General features: G+C 70.0%; 11 protein-coding genes. 2 read left to right on the forward strand and 9 right to left on the reverse strand.

The genetic code is table 11. The features are described from left to right. Nucleotides 1-11 precede the first annotated feature (11 nt). Nucleotides 12-2,603 carry a tetratricopeptide repeat protein gene (locus tag ACJMK0_RS03760; RefSeq protein WP_405235643.1) on the reverse strand — a complete coding sequence of 864 codons (2,592 nt, stop codon included), beginning with the start codon at nucleotides 2,601-2,603 and terminating at the stop codon, nucleotides 12-14. 14 nt (nucleotides 2,604-2,617) lie between these two features. Further along, nucleotides 2,618-3,130: a DUF2269 family protein gene (locus tag ACJMK0_RS03765; protein ID WP_405235645.1), complete on the reverse strand. Its 513-nt coding sequence runs from the start codon at nucleotides 3,128-3,130 to the stop codon at nucleotides 2,618-2,620. Nucleotides 3,131-3,182: 52 nt separating this feature from the next. Here ACJMK0_RS03765 and ACJMK0_RS03770 point away from each other — a divergent pair, with 52 nt between their 5' ends. After that, nucleotides 3,183-4,616, forward strand: a complete 1,434-nt coding sequence (locus ACJMK0_RS03770) for a M20 family metallopeptidase (protein ID WP_405235647.1) — start codon at nucleotides 3,183-3,185, stop codon at nucleotides 4,614-4,616. 3 nt (nucleotides 4,617-4,619) lie between these two features. Next, on the forward strand, nucleotides 4,620-5,345 hold the full coding sequence (locus tag ACJMK0_RS03775; RefSeq protein WP_405235649.1) for a DUF3047 domain-containing protein: 726 nt from the start codon (nucleotides 4,620-4,622) through the stop codon (nucleotides 5,343-5,345). Here ACJMK0_RS03775 and ACJMK0_RS03780 read toward each other — a convergent pair. The 7 genes from ACJMK0_RS03780 to ACJMK0_RS03810 all read right to left on the reverse strand — a co-directional run bounded on the left by ACJMK0_RS03780 (nucleotide 5,342) and on the right by ACJMK0_RS03810 (nucleotide 13,464). Then, the gene (locus ACJMK0_RS03780; RefSeq protein WP_405235651.1) at nucleotides 5,342-5,782 is read right to left on the reverse strand and encodes a c-type cytochrome; all 441 of its coding nucleotides are present in this window, start codon (nucleotides 5,780-5,782) and stop codon (nucleotides 5,342-5,344) included. The genes ACJMK0_RS03775 and ACJMK0_RS03780 overlap by 4 nt on opposite strands. Before the next feature lie 104 nt (nucleotides 5,783-5,886). Then, the gene (locus ACJMK0_RS03785; RefSeq protein ID WP_405235652.1) at nucleotides 5,887-7,308 is read right to left on the reverse strand and encodes a flavin monoamine oxidase family protein; all 1,422 of its coding nucleotides are present in this window, start codon (nucleotides 7,306-7,308) and stop codon (nucleotides 5,887-5,889) included. After that, complete coding sequence (locus ACJMK0_RS03790) at nucleotides 7,308-9,164, reverse strand: DUF885 domain-containing protein (RefSeq protein ID WP_405235654.1); 1,857 nt, start codon at nucleotides 9,162-9,164, stop codon at nucleotides 7,308-7,310. Before ACJMK0_RS03790 ends, ACJMK0_RS03785 begins: the two co-directional genes overlap by 1 nt. A 10-nt stretch (nucleotides 9,165-9,174) precedes the next feature. Beyond that, the gene (locus tag ACJMK0_RS03795; RefSeq protein ID WP_405235656.1) at nucleotides 9,175-10,785 is read right to left on the reverse strand and encodes a peptide MFS transporter; all 1,611 of its coding nucleotides are present in this window, start codon (nucleotides 10,783-10,785) and stop codon (nucleotides 9,175-9,177) included. A 118-nt stretch (nucleotides 10,786-10,903) separates the two neighbouring features. Further along, nucleotides 10,904-11,371 (reverse strand): hypothetical protein, encoded by a 468-nt coding sequence (locus tag ACJMK0_RS03800; protein WP_405235658.1) that lies wholly within the window; start codon nucleotides 11,369-11,371, stop codon nucleotides 10,904-10,906. A gap of 98 nt (nucleotides 11,372-11,469) precedes the next feature. After that, nucleotides 11,470-13,200, reverse strand: a complete 1,731-nt coding sequence (locus ACJMK0_RS03805; RefSeq protein ID WP_405235660.1) for a sodium:solute symporter family protein — start codon at nucleotides 13,198-13,200, stop codon at nucleotides 11,470-11,472. Nucleotides 13,201-13,209: 9 nt separating this feature from the next. Next, a complete protein-coding gene (locus tag ACJMK0_RS03810; RefSeq protein ID WP_405235662.1) occupies nucleotides 13,210-13,464 on the reverse strand; it encodes a DUF4212 domain-containing protein in 255 nt (84 codons plus the stop codon). Between the last annotated feature and the right edge of the window lie 71 nt (nucleotides 13,465-13,535).

Consider the following 13,535-nt stretch of genomic DNA (forward strand, 5'->3'; position numbering starts at 1 on the left):
AGAGTGCCGCCTCACAGCGCAGCGAGGCTCGCCTCGCGCAGCCCGCTTAGCCACTCGTAGATATCCAGCTCGGTGAGTCCCGCGCCCTCGATCAGGGCGATGGCCTGTTCGGCCCGGGCGAGCGCGGCGGCCGCATCGCCGGCGTCCAGGTCCAGCTTCGCCAGCCGGTGCATTGCGTTCCAGACTTCCCGATGCGACTCGCCGAAGGCCTGCACCCGGATGTCGAGGGCACGCTGCAGCTGCTCGCGTGCCGCCGTGGGGTCGCCCCCGTCGGTATAGATCAGGCCCAGGGTGTAGTGGGCATTCGAGGTCAGTGTGTGATCCGCGCCGTACTCGTCCCGGAATATCGTCAGCGCCTGCCGCCCGCTCTCCTGCGCCTCGTCGAGGCGCCCGAGCCGCCGATAGACGTCGGCGAGCTGGTCCAGCGCGCGGGCGTAGCGGGAGTGCGTGGGCCCCGCCGCGGTGCGCCAGATGGCCGCCGCCTCCAGTGCATGGTCAAGAGCTCGTTCCAGGTTGCCTCGCTGGACCTCGATGCTGCCGAGCAGGTTGAGGTCGAAGGCCACGTCCACGTGGTCGTCGCCCTTGGTCCTGCGGTCGATCTCCAGGCCGCGGTTGGCGTATTCCAGGGCGTCGTCGTAGCGGTTCATGTTGGCATAGAGCGCGCCCAGGTTGACGTAGGCGGTGGCCGTGTCCGGGTGGTCCTCGCCGAGCACGCGGCGGCGAATTTCCAGCGATTCCCGGTACACGGCCTCGGCCTCGTCGAAGCGGGAGAGGGTGGAGTAGACGATGCCCAGGTGATTGAGCGTCGTGCCGCGCAGCTCGCTGTCGCGCCACTCCGGGGCATCCAGTACGGCCTGAGCACGCCGGTAGTAGCCGATGGAGCCCTCGTAGTCGTCCAGGTAGTAGGTGATGGTGCCGAGCAGGTTCAGGGAGCGTGCCATCTCCGGGGTGTCGCCGCCGCTGGCCGAGCGCTGCAGCGCGAGCGCCTCCTCGGCAAGCTGCTGCGCGGCGGACCAGTCCTCGCGGCGGTAGTGCAGCCAGGAGAGCTCGTTGAGGGAATCGATGAAGCGGCGGTCCTGCGGCTCCAGCAGCTCGCGGTTCAGCAGTACGGCCTCCTCCATGAGTTGCCTGGCGTCCTCGTACAGGCCCAGGCGCTCGTAGACCCGGCCGATGGTCTGCAGCATGCGTGCGCGCACGTCGTCCCCGTCCGTGAGCTCCTCGCGGATGCGCACGGCGCCCCGGTCCAGGATCTCCCGCGCCGTGACCGTCTCTCCCCGGGCGGTGGCCGGATCCGACACCTCGAACAGGTCCACCAGGAACTCGGTGGTGTTCTCGGCGACCTGCCGCTCGCGCACCGCGGAATCGCGCTCCTCGGCGAGCCGCTGGGTGTAGAAGACCGTCTGCGCGGCGATGGCGCCGACGACGACCACCACCGCCGCCGCGGCCGCGCGGTGGCGGCGCAGGAATTTCCCCGTGCGATAGGCCCAGCCGTCGCCCCGCGCGCGCACCGGCTGATCGGCCCGGTAGTTGCGGATGTCGTCCGCGAGCTCCTTCACCGTGGCGTAGCGGCGCTGCGGGTCCTTGCGCAGCGCCATCATGATCACGTTGTCCAGGTCGCCTCTCAGGCGGCTGGCCCGCTCCGGCTTGCCTGCTGCCGCCGCGGCCCGGCTCGGCAGGACCGGTTCCGTGTGGCAGACGATGTCGCGGATCTCGGGTGAGGTGCGGGAGGCGAGATCGAAGGGCAGCGCATCGGCCATGAGCCGATACAGGATCATGCCGAGGCCGTAGACGTCGGTGGCGGTGGTGACCGGCTGGCCGCTCAGCTGCTCGGGGCTCGCATACTCCGGCGTCATGATGCGCGCCTCGGCCCGGGTCAGCGGCTCGGTGTCCGCCGGGTCCAGCAGTTTGGCGATGCCGAAGTCGAGCAGTTTCGGCACACCGTCCGCGCCCACCAGGATGTTCGAGGGCTTGATGTCCCGATGGACCACGAGTTTGCGGTGGGCGTACTGCACCGCGTCGCAGATGGCGAGGAAGAGGTCGAGACGCTGGTCGAGCGAACGCGTGGCCGCGTAGTCGACGATGGAGACGCCGTCCACGTACTCCATGACGATGTAGGGCACGCCGGCCTCGGTGCGCCCGCCGTCCAGCAGGCGGGCGATGTTCGGGTGCTCGAGGTTGGCGAGTATCTGCCGCTCCACGCGGAAGCGTTCGATCACCTGCGGGCTGGCGCGCAGCCAGTTGGCCATCTTGATGGCGACGCGCTGCTCGAACTCGTCGTCCGCGCGTTCGGCGAGATAGACCTGGCCCATCCCGCCTTCGCCGATGACGTCGAGCAGGCGATACGGTCCGATGCGCTCGCCGGCGGCGGAGCCGCTCCACCAGCCCGGCGCAGCGGCGCCGGCGACGTCGCCCACGATGTCTCCCACTATGCCGCCGAGCGCCTCCGTCGCGCCGCCGGCGGTCTCCAGCAGCGCCAGTATCTCGGTGGCCAGCGCCTCGTCGCCGCCGCAGGCCTCGCGCACGAACGCCGCGCGCTCGGGTTCAGGGCAATCCAGCGCCTCGCGGTAGATCTCCTTGATCCTGAGCCAGCGTTCCCGTTCCATCCCGAGCCTCCGCCCTACTTGCCCTTCAGCCCGAACCGCGGCCGCCAGATGGCGAGGATCACGTTGGCCGTGAACAGCGCGAGCAGTATCCACCAGGCGCCCCACTCGTCGCTGACGAGTCCGGCGAGTTCGGCGGGGGCGATCTCGCCGCCCAGCGCCTTCTCGCTCAGTTCCGCCGCCCGCTGGGCCGGGCCGTCGATGGCCATCAGCGTGGATTCGAACACGAGGATGCCGGCCAGCGCCTTCGCCCACACCCAGGGCGCCTCGGCGAACGGGAAGTGGGCGGCGATGGCCAGCAGCCCGCTCAGGACGACGATCAGCATGGAGGGCATGATCAGCCACTTGGAGAGCATGGCCAGGCTCTCGCGCATCGCCGCATAGGCCTCCAGCGACTCCACCGGCGGCGCGGTCGCGAGCACGAGCATGTAGGCGGCCAGTCCGCCGGTGATGCCGATGGTGCTCATCGTGTGCAGAAATTTCAGCAGGCGGCGCATGGCCTCTCCCAACCGCAGTGTGCCGTGGCGCATGATATTCTGCCGGCCGGAACATCGCAGCAACAGACCGGTGGGGAAGAGGATCATGGACACCGCGAGAACAACGGAATTCGTCGACTCCGTGTGGGACGCCGAGATCGTCCCGTCGCTGGAGGACTACATCACCATCCCCGCCCTGTCGCCGCTGTTCGACCCGGAATGGCAGGCGAACGGTCACATCGACCGGGCCATGGATCACATCGCCGAGTGGTGTGCGGCCCGGGACATCGAGGGGATGACCTGGGAGATCCTGCGGCTGGAGGGCAGGACGCCGCTCCTCTACATGGAGATCCCGGGCGCCACGGAGGAGACCGTGCTCCTGTACGGGCACATGGACAAGCAGCCGCCGTTCACCGGCTGGCGCGACGACCTCGGCCCCTGGAAGCCGGTGATCGAGGACGGCAGGCTCTACGGGCGTGGCGGCGCCGACGACGGCTACGCCGCCTACGGCTCGCTCGCCGCCATCGAGGCGCTGCAGCGGCAGGGCATCCCGCATCCCCGCTGCATCGTGCTGATCGAGGGCTCGGAGGAGAGCGGCAGCCCGGACCTGCCCGCCTATCTCGATCACCTGAGCGAGCGCATCGGCACGCCGGGCCTGATCGTGTGTCTGGATTCCGGCGCCGGCAATTACGACCAGCTCTGGGTCACCACCTCGCTGCGCGGCATCGTGGTGGGCGACCTGCGCGTGGACGTGCTCACCGAGGGCGTGCACTCGGGCACGGCCAGCGGCATCGTGCCCTCGAGTTTCCGCATCGCCCGGGCGCTGCTCGGGCGTATCGAGGACGCCGAGACCGGTGAGATAAACGCGCCGGAGTTCCTGGCGGAACCCGAGGGCGAGCGCCTGGAGCAGGTGCGCCGCGCCGCCGAGGTGCTCGGCGACGAGGTCTGGCGGAGCTTCCCGTACGCGGACGGCACCGGCCCGGTCACCGACGACGTCGCCGAACTGGTAGTGAACAACACCTGGCGCCCGGCGCTGTCGGTGGTGGGCGCGGAGGGCCTGCCCGAGGCCGCCAGCGCGGGCAACGTGCTGCGGACCCACACCACGCTGAAGCTGTCGTTGCGCCTGCCGCCCACGGTCGATGCGCCGGCGGCCGCCCGGCGGCTGAAGGAGATACTGGAGGCGGATCCGCCGCACGGCGCGAAAGTGGTCTTCGACATCGAGGGACCCGGCAGCGGCTGGGCCGCGCCGGTGCCGGCGCCCTGGCTCGCGCAGAGCCTGGAGGCCGCCTCCGAGGCCTTCTTCGGCCGGCCCGTCTGTTACCGGGGCGAGGGCGGCTCCATCCCGTTCATGAACATGCTGGGCGAGAAGTACCCCGAGACCCAGTTCCTGGTGACCGGGGTACTCGGTCCCCAGTCCAATGCCCACGGGCCGAACGAGTTCCTGCATATCGCCACCGGCAAGCGAGTCACGGCCTGCGTGGCCCGGGTGCTGGCCGATTACGCGGCCGCACACCCCGGGGCCGACGAGCGCGCGGCCTGACCGGTGCCGGCACGCCCCGGGCAACCGACCCCGCGGCACGGACGCGCCGCGGTACTTGCCCTGGCGCTGGCCGGCTGCGCGGCCGTCGCCGCCCAGCAGAACGTCCTAGGCGATTTCGGCCGCGGCCTCGACGGCTGGGAGGAGCGCAGCTTCGTCGGCAACACGGACTACCGGGTGGTGGCGACCGACAGGCAGGCCGCGGTGCGGGCCGAGGCCGACGGTACGGCCAGTGCGCTGTACCGGCGCACGGAGATCGATCTGGCCGAGACGCCGTATCTGCGCTGGCGCTGGCGGGTGGAGGGCACCTACGGCGAGGGCATCGACGAGACGGCAAAGTCCGGCGACGATTACCCGGCCCGCATCTACGTGGTGCGCCGCGGCGGGCTCGCGTTCTGGCGCACCCGGGCGCTGAACTACGTCTGGTCCAGCGCGCAGCCGCCGGGGTCGCGCTGGCCGAATGCCTACGCCGGCGACAACGTGCAGATGCTGGCCGTGAATGCGGGCGAGGCGAAAGCCGGTGAGTGGGTCGGCCACGTGCGCGACGTCCGCGCCGACTGGCGCGAGGCCTTCGGCGAGGAAATCGACACCCTGGACGGCATCGCCATCATGACCGACGCCGACGATGCCGGCGGGTCGATGACCGCGTGGTATGCCGATATCCGCTTTACGGCCGGCGCCGGCGAAGAGGCCGGCACGCCGGGAGGTGTGGACGTCGGCGACAGCCGCTAGTCGCCGCGGCCCTCTTCATCCTCCGCGCCGGCGGCGCGTTCCACGACGTAGTCCACCAGGCGGTCCAACTCCCCCGGCGTCATGACGTCCCGGTAGGCCATCCACGTGCCGGGCACCATGGATTCCGCGTTCATGACATAGCCGCGCAGCAGCCCCGGGCTCCAGGTGATGCCGGAACCGGTCAACGCTTCCGAATAGGTATAGCCCGGCCGGCTCGCCGCCGGCGCGCCGACGATGCCGTACAGGTTCGGTCCCACCCGGTGGGGCTCGCCGGCATCGATGCTGTGGCAGCCCTGGCACGCCAGCCAGAGGTCCGCGCCGGTCAGCACGCGCGGGGACGCGTCCCGCGCGGTCGGGTCGGCAGCATCGCCGTCGGCCGCCACCGGCGCGCGCTCGCCGCAGCCCGCCAGCAGCGTGCAGGCGGCGAGGCCGAGCATGGCTGCCGTTCGGCGTAACGATCGGCGTAACGATCGGCGTAACAATGAGCACAACGATCCGCGCAACAGCCGCCGGCGCGATCCACGGAGAGCGGGGCGGCCGTTCATGCCAGTCGCCTCAGCGTCTCGAGCACGGCGCGGTCGGCGGATTCCATTGCGCCCTCCATGCCCGAGTAGGACACTCCCGTGTGTTCGCCGGCGAAAGACACCCGGCCGTGCGTCCCGGCGAGTCGTGCCGGCATCCCTGCCGTGATCTCCCCCGGCCGCCAGATGGCCCAGGCGCCCTCGCTGAACGGCTCCTCCGCCCAGCGCACCACCCTGCCCACCGACACCGCGCCACGGGCGCCGGGGATCAGCCGCTCGAACTCCGCGAGGATCGCCGCGCCCGCTTGTTCCTCGTCCATGCCCGCGTAGCGGTCGCAGTCGTCGCCGTTGATCCAGACCGTGAGGTTGTGGCTGCCCGCCTCGTTCGGCGCGGGCCAGGCGAAGACCCGGCCCAGGGGGCTGTCCGTCCACCAGCTGGCGGGCCCGCCGGCTTCCTCCCAGAACGGCTCGGCGGCCAGCAGATGGGCCTGGGTGATCTTGTGGTAGTGCACCTGCCGGAACGCGTCGGCCGCGGCCTGTGGCAGCGCGGGCTCGAACCGGAGCCGGCGCACGGCGGTGGCGGGCAGGGCGCAGATCAGCGCGTCCGCCCGGTACGTCGCGCCGCTCTCGCATTCCACGACCACCTCGGCCGCGCTCTGCCGGACCGCGAGCGCCCGCTCGCCGAGCCGCACCGGCGCGGTGAGGGAGTCCGCCATCGCCTCCGGCAGCCGCAGGTTGCCGGCCGCCACGTGCAGCGACGGCAGGCCGGCGCCCCGCGCCATGGTAATGGCCCGGCCGATGCTCTCGCCCACCCGGTACAGGGCGAGCAGCGAGGTGTCCTCGAGCCGGTTGCCGTAGCTGTTGTTGGCCTCGATCCAGGCCAGCGCCGTGTCGTCGAGCCCGCGTTCGCGGAAGAACGCCGCCGCGGATACGTCCCACTGCCGCGCCGCCGGCGCGCGCCAGTGGGTGGAGGTCTGCAGCGGATTGCCGCGCAGCAGGGCGCCGGCGAGCCGGTCCGGCGTGACCTCGCGCAGCGGCGGCGGCAGGGTGTTCAGCGGCGAGTCCGGCCAGTTCGCGCGGTCGACGATGCGGCCGTCCAGGATGAGGCCGGTCTCCGCGTCGCGGGGCGACGCGGTCAGCGGCACCCCGAGCTCCCGGGCGGCTCCGATCGCCCGGCCGTAGTTCGGGCCGAAGATGTTGGCGCCGGCCTCGGGCGCGCCGGGCAGCTCGTCCAGCGTGCGGACCCGGCCGCCGACCCGGTCCCGCGCCTCCAGCACGGTGACCGTGCAACCGCGCCGCTCCAGCAGCCGCGCGGCATGCAGGCCCGCGAGGCCGGCGCCCAGCACGATGACGCTGCGGCCGCCGGCACTGCCCGCCAGGGGCCATGCGGCGGCGAGGAGTGCGCCGCCCGCCCGGACGAGGAACTGCCGGCGGCTCGGCATCAGGTCGCCGTCTCCTCCGCCAGCCAGGCGTCGATGCGGGCCTCGAGGATGTCCAGCGGCAGGTCGCCTTCCTCCAGCACCTTCGCGTGGAACGCACGGATGTCGAAGTCGTCACCGAGTGCGGCCTCGGCGCGGCGGCGCAGCTCCAGGATCTTCAGCTGGCCGATCTTGTAGGCCAGCGCCTGGCCGGGGATGGCCATGAAGCGTTCGGCCTCGGAGACCGCCCGGGTTTCCAGGACCGCCGAGTTGGCGTACATGTACTCCAGCACCTCCTCCCGGCTCCAGCCCTTGGCGTGCAGTCCCGTATCCACCACCAGGCGGATGGCCCGCCACAGCTCGGCGTTCAGCTGGCCGAAGCGCTGGTACGGGTCCTCATAGAAACCCATCGCCTCGCCCACCGGCGCGGACTCCGCGTACAGGCCCCAGCCCTCGGCGAAGGCCGTCACGCCGCCGTGGCGGCGGAAGTCCGGCACGTCCTCCAGCTCCAGGTTGGAGGAGCGCTGGAAGTGATGTCCCGGCACCGCCTCGTGCAGGAACAGCGACTCGGCGGCCCAGCGGGGCCGTGCCTCGGGCCGCCAGGTATTGAGGTAGAAGATACCCGGGCGGCTGCCGTCGGCGGACGGGCGCTGATAGGAGCCCTTGGCCGCCGACTGCTCCCGGTAGCGTTCCACGGGCCGGATCTCGTAGTCCGCCTCGGGGATGCGGCTGAACAGCCGCGGCGCCGCCGCGTCGGCCTTGTCCCGCAGCGCCTCGTAGGCGGCCACCATCTCCTCCCGGGACTCGAAGTAGAAACGGGGGTCCGTGTTCAGGTGCTCGAAGAAGTCCTGCAGGTCGCCCTCGAAGCCCACCTCTTCCTGGATGGCCCTCATCTCGCCGTGGATCCGCTCCACCTCGCCCAGCCCGATGCGGTGGATCTCGTCCGGCGTCAGGTCGGTGGTGGTGTGGTGGCGCACCAGCCAGGCGTACCAGTCCTCGCCGCCGGGCAGTGCGCCCAGCCCGGCGGAGTCCCGCGCGGCCGGCAGGTACTCGTCGAGGATGAAGGCGTGCAGGCGTGCGTAGGCGGGTACGAGCCGCTCCGTGATCGCGGTGGCGTAGGCCTCGCGCAGCCGGTCCCGTTCCTCCTCCGCCACCGTGTCCGGAAACTCGGCCACGGGGCCGTAGAACAGGCTCTCCGCAGGCTCGTCGACCATGTGGGCCTCGAGCTGGGGCAGTGTGCGCTCCATCAGGATGGCCGGCTGCACGATGCCGGCGTCCATGCCCTTGCGCATGTTGACGATGGCCTGGTCCACCCAGTCGCCGAAGCCGTCGATGCGGCCCAGGAATTCCTCGTAGTCGGCGGCCGTCTCGAACGGCTGCGGCCCCTTGCCGGAGCCGAGCATCGCCAGGCGGTTGGCCGGGTTGTAGAACTGGTTGACCGGCGTCAGCTCGCGGGGGAAGGCGTAGCCGGCCAGCTCGTCGCGAAGCTCGTAGAGGAACAGCTCCCGGCTCAGGTGCCGGTCGGCATCGAGTGCATCCGCCGGGATGGCCTCGGCGGCCGCCAGGCTGCGCTCGAGCAGTTCCCGCTCCGCCCGGATATGCGCCGGCGAGATGCTGACCGGCCAGCGGTCGTCCCAGCGGTGATCGCCAAGGAAGGTCGCCTGCACCGGGTTGAGTTCCAGCCAGGCATCCCAGTGCTCGGCGAACAGGCGGTCCAGCCGCTCGGACGGCGTCCCGGCGCCGGCTTCTGCCGCCGGCGCGGCGGTCTCCTCCGGAGCCGCGGCCGCAGACGCCGGGGCGCTGTCCTCCTCCGTGGCCGGGCCGCCGCAGCCGGCGGCGAGCAGTACGAGGGCGAACGATAGTGTCAGACGGCGAAGCATGAGGCCTCCTTCAGCGGGGACGGTCGTCGGTGTGGGTGGGTACGTCGGCGTCGAAGGCGCCGGGCTCGTCCTCCCGGGTGTAGCGGGCGTCTTCGTCTTCCACCTGGTCGAGCGCGGCGATCTTCTTCAGCCACGGCGTGGCGATCAGGAAGCCGATGAAGACGACCGTGCAGAAGATCACGATCTGGCGGTAGCGCTCCGGGAACTCGGCCACGTTGTCGCCACGGAACTCACCGGCGAGCAGGCCGGCCAGCAGGTTGCCCAGCGCGGCGCCGAAGAACCACATACCCATCATCTGGCTGTAGTAGCTGCGCGGCGCGAGCTTGGAGGTGGCCGACAGCCCGATGGGGCTGAGGCACAGCTCGCCGGTGGTATGGAAGAGATAGGTCATCAGCAGCCAGACGGGCAGCACCTTGCCGCCGTCCTGGATCAGCGAGGCGGCGAACCACATGAAGCCGAAGCCGATGCCGAGCTGCAGGAAGCCCAGCGCGAACTTCAGCGGGATGGAAGGATCCAGGTTGCGCCGGCCGAGGTTGATCCACAGCGCGGAGAAGAACGGCGCCAGGATCAGGATGTAGAGCGGGTTCAGCGACTGGAACACCTCCGGCGGGATCACGAGGCCGAGCATCTCCCGCGCGGTGTAGCGCTCGGCGAACAGGTTCAGCGAGGAGCCCGCCTGCTCGAAGCCGGACCAGAACAGCGCGGCGCCGATGAACAACGCCACCAGCACGATGGTGCGGTTGCGCTCCAGCCGGGTGAGCTTCGGGTCGAGCAGCACGCGGCCGAAGAACAGCACGGCGACGGCCACGATCACGTAGACGGTGGTGGCGGCGAGACTGACGGCATCGAAGGCGATCAGGCCCTCGAGGCCGAGTACCGCGAGCAGGAACAGCGCCGCCGTCGCCACGTAGATGGCCAGCTTCAGATTGCGCACCTTGCGCTCGTCGCCGGGCGGAGTCGGGAACGGCTGCCTGCCGAAGTCGCCCAGGTGCTTCTGGGTGGCCCGGTAGACCACCAGGCCCGCGATCATGCCCACCGCGGCGGCTGCGAATCCCCAGTGCCAGCCCATGTTGACGCGCAGCAAGCCGCAGATGAGCGGGCCCAGGAAGGCGCCCAGGTTGATGCCCATGTAGTAGAGCACGTAGCCTGCGTCCCGGCGGGCGCCGCCCTCCGGATAGAGTTCGCCGACACAGCTGGAGATATTCGGCTTCAGGAGTCCCGTGCCGACCACGATCAGGATCAGCCCGAAGAAGAAGCCGTAGGCCTCGCCCACGAGCCCGAAGCCGGGCAGCGACAGCACGATATGGCCCGCCGCGATGATGATGCCGCCGTACCAGATGGAATCCTGCTGGCCGAACACCCGGTCGGCGAGCCAGCCGCCGGGCAGCGCGGCGAGATACACGCCGGCCGTGTACAGGCCGTAGATGGCGGTGGCGGTGGCGTCGTCGAAACCCAGCCCGCCCTCGGCGATGCTCGCGACCATGAACAGCACGAGCAGCGCACGCATGCCGTAATAACTGAAGCGCTCCCACAACTCGGTGAAGAACAGCGTGCCCAGGCCGGCGGGGTGGCCGAAGAAGGTCTTGCCGGGCGTGCCGGCGGCGGGTTCGGGTTGACTCATCCGGGTGCTCCCCTTTGCGAGAACGGAATCGACGCCGACGAACGGCGGAGGGGGCCTATCCTACCTTCTGACAGCCGGGTTGTGGGCCGACCGCCGGGCGGGCGCCGCGGCGGGGATCCTACTCGCCGGTCAGGAAGACGACCGGAACCTCGGCGAAATAGCGGCTGCCCTCGGCGCTCACGACGACCTGCAGCACCGCGCCCTCGCCCCGCGGTGCCGGCAGCCTGCCCGACCACACTCTGGCGTCGTCGCCTCCCTGAGAGAACGCCACGGGGTCCGAGGAGACGCCGGCGGCCGGGGCGAGCCCCACGGTGGCCGCGGACAGGGGGAAGCGCGACTCGATCCGAAGCCGGAGCGCCGTGGCGTCCAGCGCCGCCGGCGTCAGCGTCAGGGCGAAGGACTCGTTGACCAGGTCGCAGGCGCCGCTGGGCCAGCGGCAGTTCGACTTCGCCACCAGCGGATAGTCCTGTCCCGGCTTCGCGGCCTCGGGGCGCTCGGCCACGAACCGGTCCACCGCGAACCAGGCGAGGATGGCGAGGACGGGTGCCACCAGCAGCGCGGCCACGACGTGCCAGTTCTTCCACATGATCGTCTCGCTCCGGTGGCTGCCGCGGGTGCGGTTCTCGACAGCTTAAAAGAAAAGGGGCTCCGCGCGGAGCCCCTTCCCGTGCGGGCACTCGTGCGTCAGTGCCCGGTCGCCGCTCCTGCGCCGCTCGGCACCCGGATGTCCTCCACCAGGTGCTGGATGTGCTCCGGCGGCGCGGCCGTGACCCGCGACACCGCGAAGGCGACGGCGAAGTTGACGACGGCACCGACGGCGCCGAAGGCGTTCGGCTCGATGCCGAAGAACCAGTTCTCGGGCATGCCGCCCAGGTATTCGGTGCCCGGGATGAACATGATGCCCTTGTGCTGGAACACGTACAGCAGCGTGACGCCGAGGCCGCTCACCATGCCCGCGATGGCGCCTTCCTTGTTCATGCGCTGGCTGAAGATGCCCATCATCAGTGCGGGGAAGATGGAGGAGGCCGCGAGCCCGAAGGCCAGCGCCACGGTCCCCGCGGCGAAGTCGGGCGGGTTGAAGCCCAGGTACCCGGCCACCACGATGGCCCCGGCCATGGCGATGCGGCTGGCCCTGAGTTCCTGGCGCTCCGTGATTTGCGGCATGAATACGCCCTTCAGCAGATCGTGGGAGATGGCCGAGGAGATGGCGAGCAGCAGTCCGGCTGCCGTCGACAACGCCGCCGCCAGGCCGCCCGCGGCGACCAGGGCGATGACCCAGTTCGGCAGTTTCGCGATCTCCGGGTTGGCCAGCACCATGATGTCGTTGTCCACCTTGGTGAGCTCGTTCAGCTGCGGGTCCGCTGAGTAGCGGATGCGTCCGTCGTCGTTCTTGTCGGTGACGTCCAGCAGGCCGGTGGCCTCCCATTTCTTGAACCAGCTGGGTCGCTCCTCGTAGACCAGGTATTGGCCCTCCTTCGGCTCCATGGTCTCCATGAGATTCAGGCGCGCCATGGCGGCGACGGCGGGTGCCGTGGTGTAGAGGATGGCGATGAACACCAGCGCCCAGCCGGCGGAGGAGCGCGCGTCCTTCACCTTCGGCACGGTGAAGAAGCGGATGATCACGTGGGGCAGCCCGGCCGTGCCGATCATCAGCGACATCGTGTACATGAACATGTTCAGCAGGCTGAGCCGGGCGTTGGTCGTGTACTCGGCGAATCCCAGATCCGTCACCATGCGATCCAGCCTGTCCAGCAGGAAGGTCTCCGAGCCGGCCATCGTGGCGCCCAGCCCGAGCTGGGGGATGGGGTTGCCGGTGAGATTCAGCGAGATGAAGATGGCCGGAATGGTGTAGGCCAGGATCAGCACGCAGTACTGGGCGATCTGGGTGTAGGTGATGCCCTTCATGCCGCCCATCACCGCGTAGAAGAAGACGATGGCCATGCCGATGCCGAGGCCCAGGTCGTAGTCCACCTCGAGGAAGCGGGAGAAGGCAACGCCGATGCCCTTCATCTGCCCGATCACGTAGGTGATGGAGGCGACGATGAGGCAGATCACCGCCACGATTCGCGCCGTGCGCGAGTAATAGCGGTCACCGATGAACTCGGGCACGGTGAACTTGCCGAACTTGCGCAGATAGGGCGCCAGCAGCATGGCGAGCAGCACGTAGCCGCCGGTCCAGCCCATCAGGAAGACGGAACCGCCGTAGCCCATGAAGGCGATGAGGCCGGCCATGGAGATGAACGAGGCGGCGGACATCCAGTCCGCGGCGGTCGCCATGCCGTTCGAGATGGGGTGCACGCCGCCGCCGGCCACGTAGAAATCCTTGGTGGTGCCGGCCCGCGCCCAGATGGCGATGCCGATGTAGAGCGCGAAGGTGGCGCCGACCACGAGGTAGGTGAGTGTCTGCAGTGTCATGGCGGGCTCCTATTCGTCTTCCTGCAAGCCGAACTCGCGGTCCAGCTTGTTCATCCGCCTGGCGTAGAAGAAGATCAGCGCCACGAAGACGTAGATGGAGCCCTGCTGCGCGAACCAGAAGCCGAGCTTGTAGCCGCCGATGCGGATGTTGTTCAGGGGCTCCACCAGGATGATCCCGAACAAGTAGGAGACGACGAACCAGATCACCATGCAGACTGCGACGAGTCTGAGATTCCGGCGCCAGTAGGCCTTGCGGTCGGACATGTTTCCCCCTGTGGCGTGTTGCCGCCTGTTCCTGCCGAGCACCGAACTTAGCAAAGGCGGCTGTTCGCGGG

The sequence above is a fragment of the Lentisalinibacter orientalis genome, assembly GCF_040706535.1.
Classification (GTDB): domain Bacteria; phylum Pseudomonadota; class Gammaproteobacteria; order Steroidobacterales; family Woeseiaceae; genus Lentisalinibacter; species Lentisalinibacter orientalis.

Coding starts and splice junctions, on each gene's coding strand:
- ACJMK0_RS03790 (WP_405235654.1), bottom strand. CDS start 9,164: ATGCTTCGCCGTCTGACACTATCGTTCGCCCTCGTACTGCTCGCCGCC.
- ACJMK0_RS03805 (WP_405235660.1), bottom strand. CDS start 13,200: ATGACACTGCAGACACTCACCTACCTCGTGGTCGGCGCCACCTTCGCG.
- ACJMK0_RS03795 (WP_405235656.1), bottom strand. CDS start 10,785: ATGAGTCAACCCGAACCCGCCGCCGGCACGCCCGGCAAGACCTTCTTC.
- ACJMK0_RS03800 (WP_405235658.1), bottom strand. CDS start 11,371: ATGTGGAAGAACTGGCACGTCGTGGCCGCGCTGCTGGTGGCACCCGTC.
- ACJMK0_RS03765 (WP_405235645.1), bottom strand. CDS start 3,130: ATGCGCCACGGCACACTGCGGTTGGGAGAGGCCATGCGCCGCCTGCTG.
- ACJMK0_RS03785 (WP_405235652.1), bottom strand. CDS start 7,308: ATGCCGAGCCGCCGGCAGTTCCTCGTCCGGGCGGGCGGCGCACTCCTC.
- ACJMK0_RS03770 (WP_405235647.1), top strand. CDS start 3,183: ATGGACACCGCGAGAACAACGGAATTCGTCGACTCCGTGTGGGACGCC.
- ACJMK0_RS03810 (WP_405235662.1), bottom strand. CDS start 13,464: ATGTCCGACCGCAAGGCCTACTGGCGCCGGAATCTCAGACTCGTCGCA.
- ACJMK0_RS03760 (WP_405235643.1), bottom strand. CDS start 2,603: ATGGAACGGGAACGCTGGCTCAGGATCAAGGAGATCTACCGCGAGGCG.
- ACJMK0_RS03780 (WP_405235651.1), bottom strand. CDS start 5,782: ATGCTCGGCCTCGCCGCCTGCACGCTGCTGGCGGGCTGCGGCGAGCGC.